Raw genomic sequence first — 23,455 nt, 5'->3', positions numbered from 1 at the left:
TTTCGAGTAAAACTTTGTAAGGTTGGCGCTGCTTATCCCATAATGTGCCACCAGAGACATTGGCCGCAGCTTTGCAGAGGTAAGTCGATCCCCATGAACCGCACCGGCCGCGCCCTCACCCTGGGCTGCCTGTTGCTTCTTCAGCCCCTGCTGGCCCTGGCAGAGGGCGGTAACTCGTTGCTGATTCCAGCGACGGGCCGCTGCACCCTCAATGCCCAGCCGCAAGACCTGGAGAATGCGCTGAAAGCCTGCGCGCAAAGTGCGGAGTCCGGCGATGCCCAGGCGCAGTATGAACTGGGCGAGTTCTACTACACCGGCAACCAGGCCCCCAAGGACCTGAACAAGGCACTGAACTGGTTCGAGAAAGCCTCGCTGCAGGGCCACGCCCAGGCCCAGTATCGTCTCGGCGGCATGTTCTTCCATGGCGAGGGGGTCAAGGCCAACAACGTCCAGGCCTATATCCTGCTGAAGATCGCTGCAGTCAACGGCGCCGAGGACGCGCTGGACATGGCCGACGAAGTCACCGAGCAGATGCCCCGCGACGAACTCGAGCATGCCACGCAAGTGCTCGGGCAGATCTTCCGCAAGTACCTTCTGGAGCTGCAAAGCGCCGAAGGGCGCACGCCGTTCTCGCCGCTGCCCTGATCCGATCATCCAATCGTCAAATGGTGCTGGCAGACTGTCAGCCTTGCCCTTGATCGTTTCAGATCTTTCGCCACTATCGCTCAAGGGTTATTCTTGAGTTCATATCCTTCGTCGAGCGCCTTGAACCGACCTTGAACGCACCCATACAACCCCATCGCTTCACCCTCGAACCCTTCGAGGCCCACCGTTTCGCCAACTTGTGTGGCCAGTTCGACGAGCACCTGCGCCTGATCGAACAACGCCTGGCCATCGAGATCCGCAACCGCGGCAATCAGTTCGAACTGATCGGCGAGCCCCAGACCACCTCCGCCGCCGAACAGCTGCTGCGCCGTCTCTATCGCGAGACCAAGGCCACCGACCTGTCGCCGGAAACGGTCCACCTCTATCTCCAGGAGTCGGCGGTCGAGAACATCGACAACCCCGCCGTCAACGAAGTCAGCGTCTCGCTGCGCACGCGCAAGGGCAACATCCGCCCGCGCGGGGCCAACCAGCAGCGCTACGTCAAGGAAATCCTGGCCAACGACATCAACTTCGGCATCGGCCCGGCCGGCACCGGCAAGACCTACCTGGCCGTGGCCTGCGCCGTCGATGCGCTGGAGCGCGAGCAGGTGCGCCGCATCCTGCTGGTACGCCCGGCGGTCGAAGCCGGCGAAAAGCTCGGCTTCCTGCCCGGCGACCTGGCCCAGAAGATCGACCCTTACCTGCGCCCGTTGTACGACGCCCTCTACGAGATGCTCGGCTTCGAGCACGTGGCCAAGCTGATCGAGCGCCAGGTGATCGAGATCGCCCCGCTGGCCTACATGCGCGGCCGCACGCTGAACAACAGTTTCATCATCCTCGACGAAAGCCAGAACACCACCCTCGAGCAGATGAAGATGTTCCTCACCCGCATCGGCTTCGGCTCGACTGCTGTGATCACCGGCGACATCACCCAGGTCGACCTGCCGCGCGGCACCAAATCGGGGCTGGCCCACGTGATCGAAGTGCTCAGGGACGTCCCGGGCATCAGTTTCACCCATTTCCAGCCCAAGGACGTGGTACGCCATCCGCTGGTGCAGCGCATCGTCGAAGCCTACGATCGCTTCGAAGCCCGTCAGGCCAAGCCCGAGGCGCCCGCCAAAGATGCTTGAACTCGATCTGCAACGGGCTACCGATTCCCCCGCACCGAACGACGCGGCATTCCGCCGCTGGTGCGAGCTGGCATTGCGCCAGCGCAGCGCCGACTCGGAAATGACCATCCGTCTTGTCGACGAGGCCGAAGGCCGCGAACTGAACAACACCTACCGGCACAAGGACTACGCGACCAACGTATTGTCCTTCCCTGCTGACGTGCCCGACGAACTGCTGGATATTCCGCTGCTGGGCGACCTGGTCATCTGCGTGCCGGTGGTCGAGCGCGAAGCCAGCGAGCAAGGCAAGGCGCTGGAGGCACACTGGGCGCACCTGGTCATTCACGGTTGCCTGCACCTGCTCGGCTACGACCACATCGACGACGATGAGGCCGAGGAAATGGAAGCCCTGGAACGCGAATTGCTGGCCGAACTGGGTCATCCTGACCCGTACGCCGATGACGACATCGATTCAATCAACCCTTGATCACTGCAAAGGAACACGAGTAAACCGCCATGAGCGAAGATCGATCGAGCAACGGGCAGAAGTCCTGGCTGGGTAAACTGACCCAGGCTTTTGCCCATGAGCCGAAAAACCGCCAGGAGCTCCTCGAGCTGCTGCGCGAAGCCCATCAGAACAAGCTGCTCGACAGCGAAGCGTTGACCATCGTCGAAGGTGCCATCCAGGTCGCTGACCTGCAGGTACGCGACATCATGGTCCCGCGCTCGCAGATGATCAGCATCAAGGCCAGCCAGTCCCCACGCGAATTCCTGCCGGCGGTGATCGACGCCGCGCACTCGCGCTACCCGGTGATCGGTGAAAGCCATGACGATGTGCTCGGGATCCTGCTGGCCAAGGACCTGCTGCCGCTGATCCTCAAGGAGAACGGCGACAGCTTCAACATCAAGGACCTGCTGCGCCCGGCCACCTTCGTGCCGGAGTCCAAGCGCCTGAACGTGCTGCTGCGCGAGTTCCGCGCCAACCACAATCACATGGCCATCGTCATCGACGAATACGGCGGCGTCGCGGGCCTGGTAACCATCGAGGACGTGCTGGAGCAGATCGTCGGCGACATCGAGGACGAGCACGACGTCGAGGAAGACAGCTACATCAAGCCACTGCCCAGTGGCGACTTCCTGGTAAAAGCGCTCACGCCGATCGAGAACTTCAACGAGTTCTTCGACAGCGAGTTCTCCGACGATGAGTTCGACACTGTCGGCGGCCTGGTCATGAGCGCCTTTGGTCACCTGCCAAAGCGCAACGAGACCACCGAAATCGGCGCCTATCGCTTCCGCATCCTCAATGCCGACAGCCGCCGGATACACTTGCTGCGCCTGACCCCGATCACTCGCTAAGGACGAACATGCGCTGGATCACCCGCCCCGGCTGGCCCGGTAACCTGCTGGCCATGGTGGCCGGCGCTTCCACCTCCCTGGCCCTGGCGCCCTTCGACATCTGGCCGATCGCCTTGCTGGCGATCATGCTGTTCTACCTCGGCCTGCGCGAGCTCAGCCCGCGCCAGGCTTTGGGTCGCGGCTGGTGCTATGGGTTCGGCCTGTATGGTGCTGGCACCAGCTGGATCTACGTCAGCATCAATACCTACGGCGGGGCGTCGCCCTTGCTGGCGATCCTGCTGCTGGTGGCATTCTTCGCCGCCATCGCCTGGTTCTTCGCCCTGCCCGCCTGGCTCTGGGCGCGCTGGCTGCGGCGCAACGAGGCACCACTGGCTGACGCCCTGTGCTTCGCCGCCCTGTGGCTGTTGCAGGAAGCGTTCCGCGGCTGGTTCCTGACCGGCTTCCCCTGGCTCTACGCCGGCTACAGCCAGCTTGACGGTCCGCTGGCGGGGCTTGCGCCACTGGGGGGCGTCTGGCTGATTTCCTTCGCCCTGGCGCTGTCTGCCGCGCTGCTGTGCAACCTGCACCGTTTGCGGGCACGCCCGGCCTTCCTCGCCGTGGGCACACTGCTGCTGGTCGCCCCGTGGGGCATCGGCCTTGCGCTCAAGGACCACGCCTGGACCCGACCGGCCGGCGAGCCACTGAAAGTGGCTGCGGTGCAGGGTAACGTCGAGCAGGACCTGAAATGGGACCCGGCCCACGTCAACGCCCAACTGGCGCTGTACCGCGACATGAGCCTGAGCTCCAAGCCGGTCGACCTGTTGATCTGGCCCGAGACCGCGGTACCGGTGCTCAAGGACCAGGCCCAGGGCTACATCGACATGATGGGCAGCTTCGCCTCTGACCGTCATTCGGCGCTGATCACCGGGGTGCCGATCCGCGAAGTGGTGCACCATCAGCGCCGCTACTACAACGGCATCACCGTGACCGGCGAAGGCGACGGCACCTACCTCAAGCAGAAGCTGGTGCCATTTGGCGAGTACGTTCCGCTGCAGGACGTGCTGCGCGGGCTGATCGAGTTCTTCAATCTGCCGATGTCCGACTTCGCCCGCGGGCCGGAAGACCAGCCTCTGCTGCAGGCCAAGGGCTATCAGATAGCGCCGTACATCTGCTACGAAGTGGTCTACCCGGAATTCGCCGCAGAGCTGGCAGCGCAGAGCGATCTGCTGCTGACCATCAGCAACGACACCTGGTTCGGCACCTCGATCGGCCCGTTACAGCACCTGCAGATGGCACAGATGCGCGCACTCGAGGCGGGCCGCTGGATGATCCGCGCCACCAACAATGGTGTAACGGCCCTGATCGACCCGTTCGGCAGGATCACCACCCAGATTCCGCAGTTCCAGAAGGCGATTCTGTATGGTGATGTGGTGCCGATGCAGCAGCTCACACCTTATCTGCAGTGGCGTTCGTGGCCATTGGCGATCGTCTGCGTGCTGCTGATGGGCTGGGCGCTACTGGCAGTCAGGATTGCCAGAGCCCTCTAGGGGGCTTTTTCGCGGGCAAGCCCGCTCCCACAGGTACTGCAAAGGTCTTCAGGACCCAGTGTCTGCGGGCGCGGGCTTGCCTTTGAAGAGGCCAGCACAGCGTTCGCCACATCAATAGAACAATCGATATCCCACCAGCCCCACCGCCTCGTTGAGCAACTGACCGCTCTGCCAGATCGCCCGGCTTTCCGGCAGCAACCCGGCAAACGGTCGTGCATGATCGCCCCCCAGGAACCCCACTGGCGCGGGCACCACCTCGAACCCCACCTGCTCGAAGCTCCAGCGTGAGCGTTGCATGTGCCAGGCCTGGGTCACCACCACCACACGGCGCAGGCCCAACGGCTGCAGAACATCGGCGCTGAAGCGGGCGTTTTCCCAGGTCGTGCGGCTGGCCTCTTCCTTCCAGGTCACATCCACCCCGAAGTCAGCCTTGAGCCGATCGGCCATCAGTTGCGCCTCGCTCGGCGGCGTGCCGTAGTGCAGGCCGCCGGTGGTCAGCACCGGCAAGCCCGAGGCCTTGGCCAACTGCGCCGCATAGCGCATGCGCTCCAGCGCCGTGCCAGTGGGCTGTTCCTGGCCACCCCAGGCCGGATCGCCACGCTCCCGACCTGCGCCCAGGATCACGATGGCATCGGCACGCGCAGCCAACCCGGCCCACTCATCCAGTGCCAGGGGCGCCTCGGTTTCCAACGCCCGTGCCGACTCCTGTACCACCAGCGGCAGGCTCATCAGCCACAAGCCCCCCAGCCCGATGACAAAACACAACCCGGCCAGGCGCGGGCGGCGCTTGCGCATCCACCAGGCCGCCAACAACAACAGGAACAGCAAGCCCGGCGGCATAAGCCACTGCTTGACGAAAAAACGAATCGGCATACGCGCACCTCCATGGAAGAGGTGCAGCCTAAGAGGATCGACGCCGGGCAACAAGTGCGCGACCGGCGTCGATCAGAGTGGTGTATCGAAGAAGCGTCACGAAACGACGCGGGCCTGGTGTCCTGAACGGCTATCGGGAAGGTTGCGTTCTGGATCTGTCCATTGCAGCGGGGCGCTGCCGGTCCTTGAGCCAGACGATCTTGCCCTTGCCCGACTCCGGCTGAGGGTAGGCGCCGGCACTGGCGAAACGGCTCTCCGGAAGCGTGTCCAGATAAGCCTTGATCACCTGGAACTCCGCAGGGCTCAGGCCGCGCAGCTCCAATTCTGCTGGCATTTCGTCGCGCAGTCGCACCGAGGTTCTGGCCACTTCAAGTGCCAGGCCCAGTCGGTCGATCAGGCGTTCGTATAGCTCCGGTTTGATTGCGGTTAGCTGCGACTCTCCCATCCGTTCACCTCATTGAAGGTAAGAATATCTCCCCCCATAGATGAGCTTAGCGGCACTGAAAAAAGCAGCAGCCCGCTGCGACAAACGGCCCGCGCGGCGTCAATCGCATTCTGGGTTTCCCACGACGCGCGACGCTCATGTATGCTAGGCCGTTCACTCTCATCGACACCGGAGTGCCGGACGCAGCGAGGTTGCGCTGCCTGGAAACAAGGTCTCTTCACTCTCAGCAAAAGTAGCCATGCACGAACAATACCAGCCCCGTGATTTAGAAGCCGCCGCCCAGAACTTCTGGGACGAGCAACAATCGTTCGCTGTCACCGAACAGCAAGGCAAGGATACTTACTATTGCCTATCGATGTTCCCGTACCCGAGCGGCAAGCTACACATGGGCCACGTGCGCAACTACACCATCGGCGACGTCATTGCCCGCTACCAGCGCATGCTGGGCAAGAATGTCCTGCAGCCGATGGGTTGGGATGCCTTCGGCATGCCGGCGGAAAACGCGGCGATGAAGAACAACGTCGCCCCGGCCAAGTGGACCTACGAAAACATCGAATACATGAAGACCCAGCTCAAGAGCCTGGGTCTGGCCTTCGACTGGTCGCGTGAAGTCACCACCTGCAAGCCGGACTACTACCGCTGGGAGCAGTGGCTGTTCACCCGCCTGTTCGAAAAAGGCGTGATCTATCGCAAGAACGGGACCGTGAACTGGGACCCGGCCGACCAGACCGTGCTGGCCAACGAGCAGGTCATCGACGGCCGCGGCTGGCGTTCGGGCGCGCTGATCGAAAAGCGCGAGATCCCGATGTACTACTTCCGCATCACCGACTACGCCGACGAGCTGCTTGAAAGCCTCGACGAGCTGCCGGGCTGGCCAGAGCAGGTCAAGACCATGCAGCGCAACTGGATCGGCAAGTCGCGTGGCATGGAAGTGCAGTTCCCCTACGACCAGGCGAGCATCGGTCACGAGGGCGCGCTGAAGGTCTTCACCACCCGTCCCGACACTCTGATGGGCGCCACCTACGTTGCCGTCGCCGCCGAGCACCCGCTGGCCACCCAGGCCGCCCAGGGCAACCCGGCGCTGCAAGCCTTCATCGACGAATGCAAGAGCGGCAGCGTGGCCGAGGCCGACATGGCCACGCAAGAGAAGAAAGGCATGGCCACCTCGCTGCTGGTCGAGCACCCGCTCACCGGCGAGAAGCTGCCGGTCTGGGTCGCCAACTACGTGCTGATGCACTACGGCGATGGCGCGGTGATGGCTGTTCCGGCCCATGACGAGCGCGACTTCGAGTTCGCTCAAAAGTACAACCTGCCGGTCAAGGCCGTGGTGCGCACCAGCGCCGGCGATGAAGTCGGCAGCGAATGGCTGGCCGCCTATGGCGAGCACGGCCAACTGATCAACTCCGGCGAGTTCGACGGCCTGGACTTCGCCGGCGCCTTCGACGCCATCGAAGCCGCGCTGATCCGCAAGGACCTCGGCAAGTCGCGCACCCAGTTCCGCCTGCGCGACTGGGGCATCAGCCGCCAGCGCTACTGGGGCTGCCCGATCCCGATCATCCACTGCCCGTCCTGCGGCGACGTGCCGGTGCCGGAAGACCAGCTCCCGGTCGTGCTGCCAGAGAACGTGGTGCCGGACGGCGCTGGCTCGCCACTGGCGCGCATGCCCGAGTTCTATGAGTGCACCTGCCCGAAATGCGGCACCGCGGCCAAGCGCGAAACCGACACCATGGACACCTTCGTCGAATCGTCCTGGTACTTCGCCCGCTACGCCTCGCCCAACTACGAGGGTGGCCTGGTCGACCCGAAAGCGGCCAACCACTGGCTGCCGGTCGACCAGTACATCGGCGGTATCGAACACGCCATCCTGCACCTGCTGTACGCACGCTTCTTCCACAAGCTGATGCGCGACGAAGGCCTGGTCACCTCGAACGAGCCGTTCAAGAACCTGCTGACCCAAGGCATGGTCGTCGCCGAAACCTACTACCGCGTCGCCAGCAACGGCGGCCGTGACTGGTTCAACCCGGCCGACGTCGAGGTCGAGCGCGATGCCAAGGCCAAGATCATCGGCGCACGCCTGAAGACCGACGGCCTGCCGGTGGAAATCGGTGGCACCGAGAAGATGTCGAAGTCGAAGAACAACGGCGTCGACCCGCAGGCCATGATCGACGCCTACGGCGCCGACACCTGCCGTCTGTTCATGATGTTCGCCTCGCCGCCCGACATGAGCCTGGAGTGGTCCGACTCCGGTGTCGAAGGCGCGAGCCGCTTCCTGCGCCGTGTCTGGCGCCTGGCTCATGGCCATGTTGCCCAGGGCCTGCCAGGCAAGCTGGACATCGCCGCCCTGGACGACGCGCAGAAGGTCATCCGCCGCGGCATCCACGCAGCAATCAAGCAAGCCAGCACCGACGTGGGTCAGTTCCACAAGTTCAACACCGCCATCGCCCAGGTGATGACCCTGATGAACATCCTGGAAAAGGCTCCGCAAGCCAGCGAACAGGATCGCGCCCTGCTGCAGGAAGGCCTGGAGGCCGTCACCCTGCTGCTTGCACCGATCACCCCGCACCTCTCTCACGCACTGTGGAAGGAACTGGGCCACACCCAGGCGGTGATCGATGCTGGCTGGCCGGTCGTCGACGAAAGCGCGCTGGTACAGGACACCATCACCCTGGTGGTCCAGGTCAACGGCAAGCTGCGTGGCCAAGTCGAAATGCCCGCTGCCGCCAGCCGCGAGGAAATCGAAGCCGCCGCCCGTAACAACGACAATGTCCTGCGCTTCCTCGATGGCCTGACCATCCGCAAGGTCATCGTGGTACCGGGCAAGCTGGTCAACATCGTCGCCAACTGATGGCAACGCCCGCCCCTGAGACACGGGGCGGGCGGAACAGGCCCACAAGGGAGCAACAACATGATCAAACGCAATCTGCTGGTAATAGGCCTGGCCGCCGTGCTCAGTGCCTGCGGTTTCCAGCTGCGCGGTACCGGCACCAACGAAATTGCCCTCAAGGAGCTGGACCTCGGTGCACGTAACGCCTACGGCGAGACCGTCACCCAACTGCGCCAGACCCTGCAGAACAGTGGTGTCAAGGTCCAGGCCGGCGCGCCCTACAAACTGGTACTGACCAACGAGCAGGACAGCCAGCGCGCGGCGACCTACTCCGGCGGCAGCCGCTCTGCTGAATACGAGCTGACCACCGTGCTGAACTACGAGGTTCAGGGTCAGAACGATGCAGTACTGCTCGCAGACAAGCTGGAAGTACGCAAGATCTATGTCTACGACGGCAACAACATCACCGGCTCCACCCAGGAAGCCACTCAGGTTCGCCAGGAAATGCGTCGCGACCTGGTGCAGGGCATGATGGTCCGCCTGCAGCAGCTTACCCCGGAGCACCTGGCGCACCTTCAGCGCAAGGCTGACGAGCGTGCCCGCGCCGAAGCCGAAGCCCTGAAAGAGGCCCAGCGCATCCAGGACAACACGCCCCAGCAATCGCCGCTGGAAGTCCCGGCCCATTGAGCCTGAACGGGGCACCGCTGGTGCCCCGCCCATCCCATGAAGCTTTCTCCCGCCCAACTCAACAAGCACCTGCAAGGCACACTGGCCCCGGTCTATGTGGTCAGTGGCGACGATCCGCTGCTGTGCCAGGAAGCCGCCGACGCCATTCGCACCGCTGCGCGCCAGCAGGGTTTCGATGAACGCCAGGTGTTCAGCGCCGATGCCAATTTCGACTGGGGCAGCCTGCTGCTGGCCGGTGCCAGCCTGTCCTTGTTCGCCCAACGTCGTCTGCTGGAGCTGCGCCTGCCGTCGGGCAAACCCGGCGACAAGGGCGCTGCCGCGCTCATGGAGTATTGCGCCAATCCTGCCGAAGACACGCTGCTGCTGATCAGCCTGCCCAAGCTCGACGGCAGCGCGCAGAAGACCAAGTGGGGCAAGGCCATCATCGAAGGCGAAAACTGCCAGTTCATCCAGATCTGGCCGGTGGACGCCCAGCAATTGCCGCAATGGATCAACCAGCGCCTGTCCCAGGCCGGGCTGTCGGCACAGCGCGATGCCGTCGACCTGATCGCCGCACGGGTCGAGGGCAACCTGCTGGCGGCCGCCCAGGAGATCGAGAAACTCAAGTTGCTTGCCGAGGGCAACCAGATCACCGTCGAGACCGTTCAGGCCGCCGTCGCCGACAGCGCCCGCTTCGATGTCTTCGGCCTGGTCGATGCCATCCTCAACGGCGAGGCCGGACATGCCCTGCGCATGCTCGAAGGGCTGCGTGGCGAGGGGGTCGAGCCGCCCGTCATTCTATGGGCGCTGGCCCGCGAGCTGCGCCTGCTGGCGGGGCTGGCCCAGCAGTTCAGCCAGGGTGTACCGCTGGACAAGGCCTTCAGCCAGGCGCGCCCGCCCGTGTGGGACAAACGCCGCCCTCTGGTCAGCAAGGCCCTGCAGCGCCTGTCAGCGCAACGTTGGGCGCAACTGCTGCAGGATGCCCAACGCATCGACGCACAGATCAAAGGCCAGGCCGAGGGTTCGCCGTGGACCGGGCTGTCGCGGCTGTCGCTGTTGATGGCCGGACAGCGCCTGGCGCTGCCTTCGGAATAATTGGGACTACTGTAGGAGCGGGCTTGCCCGCGAACACCGGCGCAGCCGGTGCCACTCACCGCGTTGCCTGATTCGCGGGCAAGCCCGCTCCCACAGGGGTGTCGCAGGCCCTCACTCAACGTCAATACACACAATCAATTGGCTCCCCGTTCGCCTAGGCCATAAAGTCGGCCCCCAAGTTCATCCAACCTGGGAACCCCCGCCATGAGCAAGAAGCCGAAAAAACACGGCCCCAACAAGGCCAAGTCGATCATCGCCCAACCCCTGTTCCGCTGCCGCCAGGAACGACCGGAAAAGGGCAAGGGCAGCTACCGCCGCGAAGCCTTCCAATCGAGAGATTGGGAGGCTTCTTGCTTTCTGGCCGCCTGAAAAAGGCGCAGGCATGATATGGTCGGCACCTGAACTGCAAAACTGGATCTGTGCATGTCCTTCAGTCTTTCCCAGCGCTGGCGCCCCCGCCAGCTGATCGCGGCCTCCAGCTTCATCCTGCTCGTCGCCTGCGCGGAAAAACCCACCGCCGCCGACGCCCTGCCGCTGGCCCCTGCCCAGCCCGCTCCGAACGTTACCCTGCCCGGCACCGCCACTGACACCAGCAGCGAAATCCAACCGTTGCAGACCTTCGCCCAATGGCAGGCGGGCTTCCGCCAACAAGCGCTGCAAGCTGGTATCAGCCCAAGCACCTTCGACCGTGCATTCGTTGGCGTGACGCCCGACATGGACGTGATCAAGGCCGATCGCAGCCAGCCTGAATTCTCCCGCCCGGTCTGGGAATATCTCGACGGTGCGTTGTCCCCCCTGCGCGTGCGCAACGGCAAGAAACTGCTGGAACAGCACGCCGAGCTACTCGGCCGTATCGAGCAACGTTATGGCGTCGACCGCCAGGTACTGGTTGCCGTATGGGGCATGGAGAGCAATTTCGGACAGTTCCAGGGCAACAAGTCGGTGATCCGCTCGCTGGCCACCCTGGCCTATGAGGGCCGCCGCCCCACCTTCGCCCAGGACCAGTTGATCGCCGCGCTGCAGATCCTCCAGAACGGCGACATTCAGCCCGAGGCCATGCGCGGCTCCTGGGCCGGTGCAATGGGGCAGACCCAGTTCATCCCTACCACCTACAACACCCACGCGGTGGACTTCGACGGCGATGGCCGCCGCGACATCTGGAACAGCACGGCAGACGCCCTGGCCTCCACCGCGCACTACCTGCAAAGCTCGGGCTGGAAGCGTGGCCAGCCTTGGGGCTTCGAGGTTCAGGTGCCGGCAGGCTTCGATTACTGGCTGGCAGACGGCGCCCAACGCAAGTCGGTCAGCGAATGGTTGAGCCTGGGTGTGACACTGCCGACCGGCACCCAACTGCCCAGCGGCAGCAACCAGCTCTCGGCAGCGCTATTGCTGCCAGCAGGCGCACGCGGACCGGCATTCCTGGTACTGGACAACTTCCGCGCAATCCTGAAGTACAACAATTCCTCGTCCTACGCCCTGGCGGTAAGCCTGCTGGGTGATCGCTTCTCGGGCTGGGGTTTCATTGCCGGTTCGTGGCCGAAGGACGACCTGCCACTGAGCCGCAGCGAGCGCATGGAGCTGCAGAACCTGCTCAATGCCAGCGGGCACGAAGCCGGCAACGCCGATGGCATCATCGGTGCCAACACCCGCAAAGCCATTCGCAATGCTCAGCAGGCCCAAGGCTGGCCGGCTGATGGGTATCCGACGCACAAGCTGCTCGATAGTCTGCGGCGATAGAGAATATTGGGGCTGCTTGTGCAGCCCCTATAGCTTCAGGCTGTGAACAGCGCCTGCTCCAGCACAAGCTGCTGTGCATCACTGTCCAGCCGCACCTGCGCCCCCAGCGGCAGGCAGACATTCGGATCACAGTGTCCACTGCGCCATCCTGCCAGCACCGGCACCTCAAGCGGCCCGAATACGTCTCTGAGCAATGGCTCCAACGCCGTCACCGTGATCCCCGCAAAGTCTCCCACCAGCACACCCTTGACCCCCTCCAGCGTGCCAGCCAGACGCAACTGGGTCAGCAGACGGTCCACCCGGTACAGGGGCTCGTTGACGTCCTCGATGAACAGGATGCTGCCGTGGGTATCGATCTGCGCCAAGGTGCCTTGAGTCGCCCCAAGCATCGACAGGTTGCCACCCACCAACCGCCCGCTGGCGACACCACTGACCACGGTCGTCAGGCCGAACGCCGCCGGGTGCTCGATGGCATCGCCTCGCCCGAGCTGCCCCTGCAATTGCTGGAACAACGAACTGACGGTCGGCTCTAGCTTGGCACCGAGCAGGTCGGCATTGAGCATCCCGCCATGGAAGGTGAGCAACCCGGCATGGCGATGGATTGCCGTGTGCAGGGCGGTGATGTCGCTGTAGCCGATCAATGGTTTGGGGTGGCGACGAATCAGCTCGAAATCCAGCCGATCAAGCAGCCGCATGCTGCCATAGCCACCTCGCATGCACAGGATCGCGTCGATCCGAGGGTCAGCGAAGGCGTCGTGCAGGTCATGCACGCGTTGCTCGTCACTGCCTGCCAGGTAGCCGTTGGCCTGTAGCGCGCCGGGGTAGATGCGGCAACGCAAGCCGCGCTGCTCGAACCATTGGCGCGCCTTGCCCACATCCAGCCGTGCAGGCCCCGCTGGCGCGACAATTGCGAAGCAGGCGTTGCCGGGCAATGCCGTGGGCAGGCTGAAGACCGGGGTTTCAAGACAGTTCATCGTGCGATTCCTTGCATATGAGGGCTGGCCACTCTAACGGGGGTAATGAAGGACGCACATAGGCAGCGCTGCCCCGGAAAACAAAAATGCCGATGCCGCCTTTCAGCGTGCATCGGCATGTTCAGCTCAGCCTTGATCAGAGCTTGATCTTGGCTTCGTGAGCCTGCTGGTCGGCGTGGTAGGACGAGCGCACCAGCGGGCCGGAGGCCACGTTCTTGAAGCCCATCTTGTAGCCTTCCTCGGCGAACCAGGCGAAGGTGTCGGGGTGCACGAAACGCTGCACCGGCAAGTGGCTACGCGACGGCTGCAGGTACTGGCCGAGGGTCAGCATGTCGATGTCATGCTCGCGCATGCGGTGCATCACCTCGATGACCTCCTCGTCGGTCTCGCCCAGGCCGAGCATCAGGCCCGACTTGGTGGGGACGTGCGGCACCAGTTGCTTGAACTTCTGCAGCAGGTCCAGCGACCAGTCGTAGTCCGACCCAGGACGCGCGGCCTTGTACAGACGCGGCACGGTCTCGAGGTTGTGGTTGAACACATCAGGCGGCGTTTGCGCGGTGATTTCCAGCGCTACGTCCATACGCCCGCGGTAGTCCGGTACCAGGGTTTCCAACTGCACGCCTGGGGACAGGGCGCGGATTTCGCGGATGCAATCGGCAAAGTGCTGGGCACCACCATCACGCAGGTCGTCGCGGTCTACCGAGGTGATCACCACGTACTTCAGGCGCAAATCGGCAATGGCGACCGCCAGGTTCTTCGGCTCATCGAGGTCCAGCGGCTTCGGACGACCGTGGCCAACGTCGCAGAACGGGCAGCGACGGGTGCAGATATCACCCATGATCATGAACGTCGCGGTGCCACCGGAGAAGCACTCGCCCAGGTTAGGGCAGGATGCCTCTTCGCAGACGCTGTGCAGCTTGTGCTTGCGCAGCAGTTGCTTGATGCGGTCGACTTCCGGCGAAACCGGGATGCGCACGCGGATCCAGTCGGGTTTCTTCGGCAGTTCGTCGGTGGGGATGATTTTCACCGGGATGCGCGCGACCTTATCGGCGCCACGCAGCTTGACCCCGGCTTCCACTTTCTTGGGGGCAGGGCGTGAGGTGACGTCTTGCGTCGCGATCAGGTTCGGCACGGCTTCTTGCACAGTTGTCATAATCAGTCGATTCCGCCCGTGAGGGTCGTCTGCTCAGCATAGTCGAGGTGCCTGACCAGCTGTCCACGCAGCCTTGTCCTGACCTCGTCAAGTTCGATCGGGCCTGCCAGGTCGCGCAGCTGGGTCATGGCCAGCCCCGCATACCCGCAGGGGTTGATTCGGCGGAATGGCGCAAGGTCCATGTCCACGTTCAGGGCAAGGCCGTGGAACGAACGGCCATTGCGGATTCGAAGGCCAAGTGACGCGATCTTCGCGCCATCGACATAGACGCCAGGGGCGTCGGGCTTGGCCAGCGCCTGCACGCCGTAGCTGGCGAGCAGTTCGATGAGCGTACTCTCGATGCGGCTGACCAGCTCGCGCACGCCAAAACCCAGGCGACGCACGTCCAGCAGCAGGTAGGCGACCAACTGGCCGGGGCCGTGGTAGGTGACCTGACCGCCGCGGTCGGTCTGCACCACCGGGATATCGCCCGGTATCAGCAGATGCTCGGCCTTGCCGGCCTGGCCCTGGGTGAAGACCGCGGGATGCTCGACCAGCCAGACTTCGTCCTGGCTGTCCGGGCCGCGCTGCTCGGTAAAGCGACGCATGGCTTCCAGCACCGGTTCATAGGGCTGCAGGCCAAGATCGCGAAAACCGAGGGACGCGGGCATCACAGTACCATTTTCACGATGCCGGTGGCACGCAGGGCACTGTTGATGTCGTGCAGCTGGTTCTCGCTCTCGGCGACGATGTGCAGCTGTACCGTAGTGTATTTGCCTTCCTTGCTCTGGCGCTCGGCCAGGGTGGACAGGTCGACCTTGGCGTGCTTGCTCAGGACCTCGATGACCATGTCCTTGAAGCCGACAACGGTATCGCCGATGACCTTGATCGGGTAATCGGCGCAGGGGAATTCGATTTTGTGCGACTTGACGTCAGCTTCGCTCATGGCGCGTACGCCCTCGTAAGGCGTGGCAACAACAATGCCCCCGAGCGGTTGCGCGGGGGCATGGCCGGTCACGTATCAGTTGAACAAACCGTAGAAGAACAGGCGGATGCTATCCCACATACGGCGGAAGAAACCACCTTCCTCGACGCCATCCAGGGCGATCAGGTCGGCGCTGTGCACCACTTTCTCGTCCAGTTTGACTTCCACTTTACCGATCACGTCACCTTTGGCGATCGGAGCGGTCAGCTGCGGGTTCATGGTCATCGAAGCCTGGAGGCGTTTCAATTGGCCTTTAGGCATGGTCATGGTCAGGTCGTTGGCCAGACCCGCCTTGACTTGAGCGGTGGCGCCCTTCCAGACCGGCGCCTGAGTCAGCTCGGTACCCTTCTGGTAGAAGGTCTGGGTTTCGAAGAAGCGGAAACCGTAGGTCAGCAGCTTTTGCGTTTCGGCGGCACGGGCCTGCTCGCTGTTGGTGCCGAACACCACCGCGATCAGACGCTGGCCATCGCGAACGGCCGAGGCCACCATGCAGTAGCCGGCTTCCTCGGTATGGCCGGTCTTCAGACCGTCGACGGTCTTGTCGCGCCACAGCAGCAGGTTGCGGTTAGGCTGCTTGATGTTGTTCCAGTAGAACTCTTTCTGCGAGTAGATCGCGTAGTGCGCCGGATCTTCGTTGATGATCGCACGCGCCAGCAGGGCCATGTCGTGAGCCGAGGAATAGTGCTCGGGGTTCGGCAGGCCGGTCGGGTTCATGAAGTGCGAATTGGACATGCCCAGGTCGGCGGCAGTCTTGTTCATCATGTCGGCGAAGGCGTCTTCACTGCCGGCGATGTGCTCGGAAAGGGCTACCGAGGCATCGTTGCCCGACTGGATGATGATGCCGTGCAGCAGGTCGCTGACGGTCACCTGGCTGCCGACCTTGATGAACATGCGCGAACCGCCGGTACGCCAGGCGTTCTCGCTGACGGTCACCGGGTCGTTCTCGCCGATCTGGCCACGACGGATGTCGAGGGTGGCGATGTAGGCGGTCATCAGCTTGGTCAGGCTGGCTGGCGGCAGGCGCTCGTCACCGTTGTTCTCGACCAGCACGTTGCCGCTGGACGCATCCATGAGTACATAGGACTTGGCTGCCAACTGCGGAGGTGCTGGCATCATCTGCTCGGCTGCAAAGGCAGCGGGCACGATCAGCAGCAGTACGGGCAGGCAAAGTCGTTTGGCAAGGTTGGTGATGTTCATCCGTCTCTCGTAAATCGCTAATGGTCTGATGTTCCGTGGGGAGACCACGGCGTTTCAGTCTGCTTCGGGACTGGCGGACAGCCCATGCCCCAAGGGGCAAAACCGCCATTGTACATGGCCGGACCTGGCAATTCATGAACAAACCGACAGGTCGGCATCGTCTTCCTCACGGGCAAACCCGCGCCGGAAGGTACTGCGTCGTCAGTCTGCTGTGACCAGCTTGGCCTGCCCCAGGTTCGCCAGGCGAATGCTGTCCTGCGCTTGCTGGATTTCACCCTGGCTGCTGATCGGCCCCAAACGTACCCGGTGCAGCGTTTGCTGGTTGCGCACGATGGAACTGATGAACACCGGCGCACTGACCATGGTGCTCAACTTCGAACGCAACAGCTCGGCGGCGTCCGGGTTGGCGAAGGCGCCGACCTGAAGGAAGCTGCCGCCGCCGTTGCCCGGTACGTTGTTGCCGGCAACCTGCACCGGCACCACGGGAGCGGCGTGCTGCTGCGGCGGCGGGGTCCATTGTTCGACACGCCCGGTGCTGGCGGGGATCGGCTGCGCCTGGGCGACCTGCGGCTCCTTGAGCATCAATGGCGGCTGCTGGCCCTTCTGCGCCCACCACTGCTGCGGGTCGATGCCTTCGACGCGCACATGGGCGGTGCCGATTTCGGCGTAACCGAGCTTCTTCGCCGCGGCGTACGACAAGTCGATGATGCGGTCCGAATAGAATGGCCCGCGGTCGTTGACGCGCAGGATCACACTGCGGCCGTTGGCCAGGTTAGTCACCCGCACATAGGCCGGCAGCGGCAGGGTCTTGTGCGCCGCGCTCATGCCGTAGAGGTCGTAAAGCTCACCGTTGGCGGTGTTCTGCCCGTGGAACTTGGTGCCGTACCACGACGCCGTGCCCTCGGCGCGGTAGTTGCGCGAGTCCTGCATCGGGTAATAGGTTTTGCCCAGCACGGTGTACGGGTTGGCCTTGTAGTTGCCGGTGTGCACGGTCGGGGTAGCGTCGGGAATCTTGTTGACGTCCACGTCCCACCAGGGTGCACCGTCCTTGTGGGCACGGTTGATGTCCAGGCCCGGCTGCGAGCGAACGGTGTTGCCGCCCCCCTGCGAGGTCGGACGGCTGGAAGAACAGCTGACCAGCAATACGCCGATGGCGGCGCAAGTCAGCAACTTGAAGGTATTGGCTTTGAACAATTCGCGCATTACTTGACGCCCCGTGCCTGGACCAGCTGTTGCGAGAGCTGATGCACCGCCATGGCATACATCACGCTGCGGTTGTAACGCGTGATCGCGTAGAAGTTCTTCAGGCCCATCCAGTATTCGGGGCCGTTGTCGCCTTCGAGCCGGAACGCCGTGACCGGCAGATCATCGCGCAGCGCATCATGACTCGACCAGCCCAGCGCTCGCAACTCCCCGACCGTCTTCACAGGCTCGATGCCGGTGGTCAGGCCCTCGTCGACACGCGCACCGCTGACCTGGGCCCGGCTGACCACGGGCTGCCCGGCGACCCAGCCGTGGCGCTTGAAATAGCTGGCCACACTGCCGATGGCATCATCCGGGTTGTTCCAGATATTGATGTGGCCGTCGCCGTCGAAATCCACGGCGTAATTGCGAAAACTGCTCGGCATGAACTGCGGCAGGCCCATAGCGCCAGCATAGGACCCCTTGAGCGTGAGTGGGTCGAGTTGCTCCTCGCGCGCCAGCAGGAGGAACTCTCGCAGCTCCTTGCGGAAGAATTCGGCGCGCGGCGGGTAGTCGAAGCCCAGCGTCGACAAGGCATCAATGACCCGGTAGTTGCCGGTATTGCGGCCAAAGAAGGTTTCCACGCCAATGATCGCGACGATGTACTGGGCAGGGACGCCGTATTCCTGCTCGGCGCGGGCCAGCACGGCTTCGTGCTGGCGCCAGAAGTCGACACCGCGGGCGATGCGCGCATCGGTGATGAACATCGGGCGGTATTCCTTCCACGGCTTGACCCGCTCGGCCGGACGCGAGATCGCGTCGAGGATCGCCTGCTTGCGCTGCACCTCGCGGAATACACCCATCAGTTGCTCGCCGGCAAAGCCGTAGTCGCGGGTCATTTCGCCAACGAATTCGGCCACCTTGGGCGAGCCGTCATAGTCGCCGGCATTGGCCTGCTGGACAGCGCCGAGCAGCCCCATCACGCCGATCCACGGCATACAACGGGCAGCCCAGCCACGCACTGCTTGCATGAAATTCTTCACCTTTTTCAAACCTGTGCGATCCATTTGCGGTGCGTGTGGATCGACATCAAAACGCCAAACGCTGACAGCAGCGTCACCAACGAAGTTCCGCCATAGCTGATAAAGGGCAACGGCACACCCACCACGGGCAGCAGGCCACTCACCATACCGATGTTGACGAATACATAAACAAAGAAGGTCATCGTCAGGCTGCCGGCCAGCAACTTGCCGAACAGGGTCTGAGCCTGCGCGGTGATGACCAGGCCACGACCGATCAGCAACAGGTAGATGATCAGCAGCAGACAGATGCCCACCAGGCCGAATTCCTCACCCAGTACGGCAATGATGAAGTCGGTGTGGCTTTCGGGCAGAAAGTCCAGGTGCGACTGGGTGCCCAGCAGCCAGCCCTTGCCGAACACGCCGCCCGAACCGATCGCGGCCTTGGACTGGATGATGTTCCAGCCAGTGCCCAGCGGATCGCTCTCGGGGTCGAGGAAGGTCAGGACCCGTTGCTTCTGATAGTCATGCATCACGAAGAACCACATCGCCACAGCCACCGGTACGGCCGCCGTCACCACGCTGATGATCCAGCGCCAGCGCAAGCCGCCCATGAACAGCACGAACGCGCCGGAGGCAAGGATCAGCAAAGCCGTGCCAAGGTCAGGTTGTCGGACGATAAGGATGAACGGCACACCGATCAACACCAGGCTGATTGCCACGTGTTTCAGATGGGGCGGCAGGGTGCGCTTGGACAGGTACCAGGCGATGGTCGCCGGCATGATGATCTTCATGAACTCCGAGGGCTGGAAGCGAATCACCCCGGGAATGTTGATCCAGCGCGTGGCGCCCATGGCGTTGTGGCCCATCACGTCCACCACCACCAGCAACAGCACCCCCGCCACGTAGGCCAACGGCACCCAGCGCGCCATGAAGCGCGGCTCGAGCTGGGCGATGATGAACATGGAAACCAGGCCGATGCCGAAGGAACTGGCCTGCTTCATCAGCAGGTCCCAGTTCTTGCCGCTGGCCGAATAGAGGACGAACAGGCTGCCGGCGGCGAGCGTCAGCAGAATGAGCAGCAGTGGACCGTCGACATGGATGCGCTGCAGGAAGCTGGCGCGCCTGCGCATCACGTCCTCGCTGGAAAGCATGCGATCGAAATTGTTCTTCACGGGGCCGTTTCCTGGGCGACAGTGGCAGTGGCAGGGCCAAATTCGGGCTTGAGCCGGCCGTTTTCGTCGAGCAACCAGGCGTCCATGACCTGGCGCACCACGGGGGCGGCGACGCCGGAGCCGGACTCGCCGTTCTCGACCATTACCGAGACCACGATCTTCGGATCTTCGGCGGGTGCGAAGGCGACGAACAGCGCGTGGTCGCGGTGACGCTCCTGGAGTTTGTTGCGGTCGTACTTCTCGCCCTGCTTGATCGCCACCACCTGCGCGGTACCGCTCTTGCCGGCGATGCGGTATTGCGACCCGAGCGCGGCCTTGCGCGCTGTACCGCGCGCGCCGTGCATCACCTGCTCCATGCCATGGGTGACCCGGGCCCAGTCGTTCTTGTCGCGCAGCACGATGTCTTCCATCGGATTCTCATCCACCGGCTGCTTGCCCTCGATGGTCTTGGCCAGGTGCGGACGGTTCCACTTGCCCTTGTTGGCGATCAGCGCGGTGGCCTGGGCCAGTTGCAGGGGCGTTGCCTGCATGTAGCCCTGGCCAATGCCCAGGATCAGCGTTTCGCCGGGGAACCAGGCCTGGCGGCGGGTGGCGCGCTTCCACTCACGTGATGGCATCAACCCGGGCGACTCCTCGAACATGTCCAGCGAGACTTTCTGGCCGATACCGAACTTGTTCATGTAGGCCGACAACCGATCAATCCCCATCTTGTGTGCAAGATCGTAGAAGTAGGTGTCGTTCGAGCGCATGATCGCCACATCCAGATCCACCCAGCCATCGCCGGTACGGTTCCAGTTACGGTACTTGTGGTCATAGTTGGGCAGTTGGTAATAGCCCGGATCGAATACCCGGCTGCTGGCATTGACCACGCCGCTGTCCAGGCCGGCGATGGCCACTGCCGGCTTGATGGTCGAGCCCGGCGGGTACAGGCCGCGCAGCACGCGGTTGAATAGCGGGCGGTCGATCGAATCGCGCAGCTCGGCATAGGCCTTGAAGCTGATGCCGGTGACGAACAGGTTGGGGTCGAAGCTCGGCTGGCTGACCATCGCCAAGACCTCGCCGGTGCGCGGATCGAGGGCGACGATCGCACCACGGCGCCCGGCCAGCGCCTCTTCGGCGGCCTCCTGCAGCTTGATGTCCAGGCTCAGGACAATATCCTTGCCAGGAATCGGGTCGGTGCGCTTGAGCACCCGCAATACACGGCCGCGAGCGTTGGTCTCGACTTCCTCGTAGCCAACCTGGCCGTGCAGGTCGTCCTCGTAGAAGCGCTCGATACCGGTCTTGCCGATATGATGGGTGCCGCTGTAGTTCACCGGATCGAGGGACTTGAGCTCCTTCTCGTTGATCCGCCCGACATAGCCCACCGAATGGGCGAAATGCGCCCCTTGTGGGTAATGCCGCACCAGTTGCGCCGCCACCTCAACGCCAGGAAGGCGGAACTGGTTCACCGCGACGCGGGCGATCTGCTCCTCGCTCAGTTCGAACAGGATCGGCACCGGCTCGAACGGCCGACGACCCTGCTTCATGCGGCGCTCGAACAGGGCACGATCATCTTCGCTAAGTTCGAGCACCTCGATGATGGTATCCAGCACCTCCTGCCACTTGCCTGCCCGTTCGCGGGTCATGGTCAGGCTGAAGCTTGGCCGGTTATCGGCAACGATCACCCCGTTGCGGTCGAAGATCAGCCCACGGGTCGGCGGAATCGGCTGCACATGCACCCGGTTGTTCTCCGACAGCGTCGAGTGGTAGTCGTACTGGATGATCTGCAGGTAATACAGGCGCGCGATCAGCACGGACACGAGCAGCATGATCGCCACCGCGCCGACCACGACGCGGTTGCGCACCAGGCGTGCGTCTTTCTCGTGGTCCTTGAGGCGGATCTGCTGCGGCATCGGACAGGCTTACGAAGTCATTTGTGGTAAGGGTGCCCGGACAACACGGTCCAGGCGCGATAGATCTGTTCACCGATGAGTATCCGCACCAACGGGTGCGGCAGGGTCAGCGGCGACAGCGACCAGCGCTGCTCGGCGCGGGCGCAGACTTCCGGCGCCAGCCCTTCCGGGCCGCCCACCATCAGGTTGACCGTACGCGCATCCAGGCGCCAGCGATCCAGCTCGGTCGCCAGCTGCTCGGTGCTCCACGGCTTGCCATGGACTTCGAGCGTGACGATCCGTTCACCGGGCTGGACCTTGGCCAGCATCGCCTCGCCCTCCTGACGGATCAGGCGGGCAACGTCGGCGTTCTTGCCACGGGTGTTCAGCGGAATTTCAACCAGCTCCAACGACAGCTCGGCGGGGAGGCGCTTGGCGTATTCGTGCCAGCCTTCCTCGACCCACTTCGGCATGCGCGAGCCGACCGCGATCAGACGCAGACGCACGACGCTTCCTTATTCCCGATCCTTGAGTTTGTCGGTGAAGTAGTCGCTGGCGTTTTCCGGGCTGTGGTGCTTGGCATCAGCAGCACGGCTCTGCTCGGCGCCCAGCCACAGACGCTCCAGGTCGTAGAACTGACGGGCAGCGGCGGTCATCATGTGCACGATGACGTCGTTCAGGTCCAGCAGCACCCAGTCGCTGTCGCCCTTGCCTTCTTCGCCCAGCGGCTGCGCGCCCTTGGCCTTGACGGCCTCCCGGACCTTTTCCAGCATCGCGTTGATCTGGCGGTTGGAGGTACCGGTGGCAATGATCATGTAGTCGGTGAGGCTGTGCTTGTCGCGCACGTCGATGACCTGGATATCCTGGGCCTTGACGTCTTCCAGCGCGGCCTTGGTCAGTTCGACCAGTTCTTCGCCATTGATTTTCTGCTTGGTCATATAAAACTCGTTCAACTCGTTGTAATGAGGCGCCCTGCAGCGCCCTCAGTTGGACACACGGTACAGACCGTGCGCCTCGATGTAGGCCAGTACTGCGTCCGGCACCAGGAACCGAACCGACTTGCCGCTGGCCAGCAGCTGCCGGATCTGTGTGGCGGACACCGCAAGCGGCGTCTGCCAGACGAACGAAATGTTCCCCGCCGGGCCGGACATGGCGGTGGGATCGCTCTGCGAGCGCGCAGCCAGAAGGTTGCGCAGCTCGTCGGGGGGTTCGACATCGGCATCCGGGCGTTGCAGCACCAGGATGTGACAGTGTTGCAGCAGCTCTTCCCAGCGGTGCCAGCCTGGCAGACCACAGAAGGCATCCCAGCCCAGCACCAGGTAGAGCTGGTCGTGCGCGTTCAGTTCGCTGCGGATCGACTCCAGGGTGTCGATGGTGTACGACGGCTTGTCGCGCGCCAGCTCCCGGGCATCCACGCTCAAGCCCTCGACCCCTTGTACCGCACTGCGCACCATGGCCAGCCGGTCGGTGGCGGCCACCTGCGGAGTGTCGCGGTGCGGCGGCCGGGCGTTGGGCAGCAGGCGCAACTCGTCCAGCCCCATGAACTCGGCCACTTCCAGCGCGCTGCGCAGGTGGCCGATGTGCACCGGGTCGAAGGTGCCGCCGAGAATGCCGATACGCCGGACTGCCGGGGTCTTGCTCAAC

The 23,455-nt window shown here is 63.5% G+C and carries 24 protein-coding genes; 10 read left to right on the top strand and 14 right to left on the bottom strand.

Annotated elements, in window-relative coordinates; translation table 11 throughout:
- The first annotated feature begins 93 nt into the window (after positions 1-93).
- The 5 genes from APH44_RS11565 (at position 94) to lnt (ending at position 4,636) form a co-directional block, all read left to right on the top strand.
- Positions 94-645: a tetratricopeptide repeat protein gene (locus APH44_RS11565; RefSeq protein WP_054892827.1), complete on the top strand. Its 552-nt coding sequence runs from the start codon at positions 94-96 to the stop codon at positions 643-645.
- Positions 646-776: 131 nt separating this feature from the next.
- Entirely contained in the window at positions 777-1,775 is a 999-nt protein-coding gene (locus APH44_RS11560; RefSeq protein WP_054892826.1) for a PhoH family protein, read from the top strand.
- Entirely contained in the window at positions 1,768-2,241 is a 474-nt protein-coding gene (gene ybeY, locus APH44_RS11555; protein ID WP_054892825.1) for an rRNA maturation RNase YbeY, read from the top strand. The genes APH44_RS11560 and ybeY overlap by 8 nt, the downstream gene beginning before the upstream one ends.
- Positions 2,242-2,270: 29 nt before the next feature.
- A complete protein-coding gene (locus APH44_RS11550; protein ID WP_054892824.1) occupies positions 2,271-3,110 on the top strand; it encodes an HlyC/CorC family transporter in 840 nt (279 codons plus the stop codon).
- Positions 3,111-3,118: 8 nt separating this feature from the next.
- Entirely contained in the window at positions 3,119-4,636 is a 1,518-nt protein-coding gene (lnt, locus tag APH44_RS11545; RefSeq protein ID WP_054892823.1) for an apolipoprotein N-acyltransferase, read from the top strand.
- A 111-nt stretch (positions 4,637-4,747) separates the two neighbouring features.
- Here the strand turns inward: lnt and APH44_RS11540 are convergent, their stop codons facing one another.
- Together APH44_RS11540 and APH44_RS11535 are read right to left on the bottom strand one after the other, a co-directional pair.
- A complete protein-coding gene (locus APH44_RS11540; RefSeq protein ID WP_054892822.1) occupies positions 4,748-5,509 on the bottom strand; it encodes a YdcF family protein in 762 nt (253 codons plus the stop codon).
- Positions 5,510-5,639: 130 nt separating this feature from the next.
- Positions 5,640-5,954: a hypothetical protein gene (locus APH44_RS11535; RefSeq protein ID WP_054892821.1), complete on the bottom strand. Its 315-nt coding sequence runs from the start codon at positions 5,952-5,954 to the stop codon at positions 5,640-5,642.
- A gap of 238 nt (positions 5,955-6,192) precedes the next feature.
- Between APH44_RS11535 and leuS the strand changes: the two genes are divergently transcribed.
- From leuS to APH44_RS11510, 5 genes are all read left to right on the top strand, one after another.
- A complete protein-coding gene (gene leuS / locus APH44_RS11530) occupies positions 6,193-8,799 on the top strand; it encodes a leucine--tRNA ligase (protein ID WP_054892820.1) in 2,607 nt (868 codons plus the stop codon).
- A gap of 60 nt (positions 8,800-8,859) precedes the next feature.
- Positions 8,860-9,465 (top strand): LPS assembly lipoprotein LptE, encoded by a 606-nt coding sequence (gene lptE / locus APH44_RS11525; protein ID WP_054892819.1) that lies wholly within the window; start codon positions 8,860-8,862, stop codon positions 9,463-9,465.
- Between the two features lie 36 nt (positions 9,466-9,501).
- Entirely contained in the window at positions 9,502-10,539 is a 1,038-nt protein-coding gene (gene holA / locus APH44_RS11520; protein WP_054892818.1) for a DNA polymerase III subunit delta, read from the top strand.
- Positions 10,540-10,743: 204 nt separating this feature from the next.
- Positions 10,744-10,908, top strand: a complete 165-nt coding sequence (arfA, locus tag APH44_RS11515) for an alternative ribosome rescue factor ArfA (RefSeq protein ID WP_039580593.1) — start codon at positions 10,744-10,746, stop codon at positions 10,906-10,908.
- Positions 10,909-10,962: 54 nt separating this feature from the next.
- Entirely contained in the window at positions 10,963-12,276 is a 1,314-nt protein-coding gene (locus APH44_RS11510; protein ID WP_054892817.1) for a lytic murein transglycosylase, read from the top strand.
- 35 nt (positions 12,277-12,311) lie between these two features.
- On the opposite strand, the gene APH44_RS11505 is transcribed toward APH44_RS11510, so the two are convergent.
- From APH44_RS11505 to nadD, 12 genes are all read right to left on the bottom strand, one after another.
- Positions 12,312-13,250 carry an LD-carboxypeptidase gene (locus tag APH44_RS11505; RefSeq protein ID WP_054892816.1) on the bottom strand — a complete coding sequence of 313 codons (939 nt, stop codon included), beginning with the start codon at positions 13,248-13,250 and terminating at the stop codon, positions 12,312-12,314.
- A gap of 136 nt (positions 13,251-13,386) precedes the next feature.
- Positions 13,387-14,403, bottom strand: coding sequence for a lipoyl synthase (lipA, locus tag APH44_RS11500; protein ID WP_054892815.1), 1,017 nt, complete (start codon positions 14,401-14,403; stop codon positions 13,387-13,389).
- 2 nt (positions 14,404-14,405) lie between these two features.
- Positions 14,406-15,053 (bottom strand): lipoyl(octanoyl) transferase LipB, encoded by a 648-nt coding sequence (gene lipB, locus APH44_RS11495; RefSeq protein ID WP_054892814.1) that lies wholly within the window; start codon positions 15,051-15,053, stop codon positions 14,406-14,408.
- A complete protein-coding gene (locus APH44_RS11490; RefSeq protein ID WP_054892813.1) occupies positions 15,053-15,328 on the bottom strand; it encodes a DUF493 domain-containing protein in 276 nt (91 codons plus the stop codon). The genes lipB and APH44_RS11490 overlap by 1 nt, the downstream gene beginning before the upstream one ends.
- Before the next feature lie 75 nt (positions 15,329-15,403).
- Positions 15,404-16,564, bottom strand: a complete 1,161-nt coding sequence (locus tag APH44_RS11485; protein WP_054892812.1) for a D-alanyl-D-alanine carboxypeptidase family protein — start codon at positions 16,562-16,564, stop codon at positions 15,404-15,406.
- A 201-nt stretch (positions 16,565-16,765) separates the two neighbouring features.
- Positions 16,766-17,767 (bottom strand): septal ring lytic transglycosylase RlpA family protein, encoded by a 1,002-nt coding sequence (locus APH44_RS11480; protein ID WP_054892811.1) that lies wholly within the window; start codon positions 17,765-17,767, stop codon positions 16,766-16,768.
- Positions 17,767-18,777 carry a lytic murein transglycosylase B gene (mltB, locus tag APH44_RS11475; RefSeq protein ID WP_054892859.1) on the bottom strand — a complete coding sequence of 337 codons (1,011 nt, stop codon included), beginning with the start codon at positions 18,775-18,777 and terminating at the stop codon, positions 17,767-17,769. Before mltB ends, APH44_RS11480 begins: the two co-directional genes overlap by 1 nt.
- Positions 18,778-18,794: 17 nt before the next feature.
- On the bottom strand, positions 18,795-19,898 hold the full coding sequence (gene rodA / locus APH44_RS11470; protein ID WP_054892858.1) for a rod shape-determining protein RodA: 1,104 nt from the start codon (positions 19,896-19,898) through the stop codon (positions 18,795-18,797).
- A 38-nt stretch (positions 19,899-19,936) separates the two neighbouring features.
- Positions 19,937-21,832, bottom strand: a complete 1,896-nt coding sequence (mrdA, locus tag APH44_RS11465; RefSeq protein ID WP_054892810.1) for a penicillin-binding protein 2 — start codon at positions 21,830-21,832, stop codon at positions 19,937-19,939.
- A 17-nt stretch (positions 21,833-21,849) separates the two neighbouring features.
- A complete protein-coding gene (gene rlmH, locus APH44_RS11460; protein ID WP_054892809.1) occupies positions 21,850-22,317 on the bottom strand; it encodes a 23S rRNA (pseudouridine(1915)-N(3))-methyltransferase RlmH in 468 nt (155 codons plus the stop codon).
- Between the two features lie 9 nt (positions 22,318-22,326).
- Positions 22,327-22,749 (bottom strand): ribosome silencing factor, encoded by a 423-nt coding sequence (rsfS, locus tag APH44_RS11455; protein ID WP_054892808.1) that lies wholly within the window; start codon positions 22,747-22,749, stop codon positions 22,327-22,329.
- Between the two features lie 45 nt (positions 22,750-22,794).
- Positions 22,795-23,454, bottom strand: coding sequence for a nicotinate-nucleotide adenylyltransferase (gene nadD, locus APH44_RS11450; RefSeq protein WP_054892807.1), 660 nt, complete (start codon positions 23,452-23,454; stop codon positions 22,795-22,797).
- Position 23,455: the final 1 nt, after the last annotated feature.

The sequence above is a fragment of the Pseudomonas sp. NBRC 111143 genome (assembly GCF_001320965.1).
Classification (GTDB): Bacteria; Pseudomonadota; Gammaproteobacteria; order Pseudomonadales; family Pseudomonadaceae; genus Aquipseudomonas; species Aquipseudomonas machongensis.
The sequence above is the reverse complement of the archived record's forward strand: the minus strand, read 5'-3'. Positions and strand labels throughout refer to the sequence as shown.

Coding starts and splice junctions, on each gene's coding strand:
- APH44_RS11565 (WP_054892827.1), top strand. CDS start 94: ATGAACCGCACCGGCCGCGCCCTCACCCTGGGCTGCCTGTTGCTTCTT.
- ybeY (WP_054892825.1), top strand. CDS start 1,768: ATGCTTGAACTCGATCTGCAACGGGCTACCGATTCCCCCGCACCGAAC.
- APH44_RS11550 (WP_054892824.1), top strand. CDS start 2,271: ATGAGCGAAGATCGATCGAGCAACGGGCAGAAGTCCTGGCTGGGTAAA.
- lnt (WP_054892823.1), top strand. CDS start 3,119: ATGCGCTGGATCACCCGCCCCGGCTGGCCCGGTAACCTGCTGGCCATG.
- APH44_RS11540 (WP_054892822.1), bottom strand. CDS start 5,509: ATGCCGATTCGTTTTTTCGTCAAGCAGTGGCTTATGCCGCCGGGCTTG.
- APH44_RS11535 (WP_054892821.1), bottom strand. CDS start 5,954: ATGGGAGAGTCGCAGCTAACCGCAATCAAACCGGAGCTATACGAACGC.
- leuS (WP_054892820.1), top strand. CDS start 6,193: ATGCACGAACAATACCAGCCCCGTGATTTAGAAGCCGCCGCCCAGAAC.
- lptE (WP_054892819.1), top strand. CDS start 8,860: ATGATCAAACGCAATCTGCTGGTAATAGGCCTGGCCGCCGTGCTCAGT.
- holA (WP_054892818.1), top strand. CDS start 9,502: ATGAAGCTTTCTCCCGCCCAACTCAACAAGCACCTGCAAGGCACACTG.
- arfA (WP_039580593.1), top strand. CDS start 10,744: ATGAGCAAGAAGCCGAAAAAACACGGCCCCAACAAGGCCAAGTCGATC.
- APH44_RS11510 (WP_054892817.1), top strand. CDS start 10,963: ATGTCCTTCAGTCTTTCCCAGCGCTGGCGCCCCCGCCAGCTGATCGCG.
- APH44_RS11505 (WP_054892816.1), bottom strand. CDS start 13,250: ATGAACTGTCTTGAAACCCCGGTCTTCAGCCTGCCCACGGCATTGCCC.
- lipA (WP_054892815.1), bottom strand. CDS start 14,403: ATGACAACTGTGCAAGAAGCCGTGCCGAACCTGATCGCGACGCAAGAC.
- lipB (WP_054892814.1), bottom strand. CDS start 15,053: ATGCCCGCGTCCCTCGGTTTTCGCGATCTTGGCCTGCAGCCCTATGAA.
- APH44_RS11490 (WP_054892813.1), bottom strand. CDS start 15,328: ATGAGCGAAGCTGACGTCAAGTCGCACAAAATCGAATTCCCCTGCGCC.
- APH44_RS11485 (WP_054892812.1), bottom strand. CDS start 16,564: ATGAACATCACCAACCTTGCCAAACGACTTTGCCTGCCCGTACTGCTG.
- APH44_RS11480 (WP_054892811.1), bottom strand. CDS start 17,767: ATGCGCGAATTGTTCAAAGCCAATACCTTCAAGTTGCTGACTTGCGCC.
- mltB (WP_054892859.1), bottom strand. CDS start 18,777: ATGCAAGCAGTGCGTGGCTGGGCTGCCCGTTGTATGCCGTGGATCGGC.
- rodA (WP_054892858.1), bottom strand. CDS start 19,898: ATGCGCAGGCGCGCCAGCTTCCTGCAGCGCATCCATGTCGACGGTCCA.
- mrdA (WP_054892810.1), bottom strand. CDS start 21,832: ATGCCGCAGCAGATCCGCCTCAAGGACCACGAGAAAGACGCACGCCTG.
- rsfS (WP_054892808.1), bottom strand. CDS start 22,749: ATGACCAAGCAGAAAATCAATGGCGAAGAACTGGTCGAACTGACCAAG.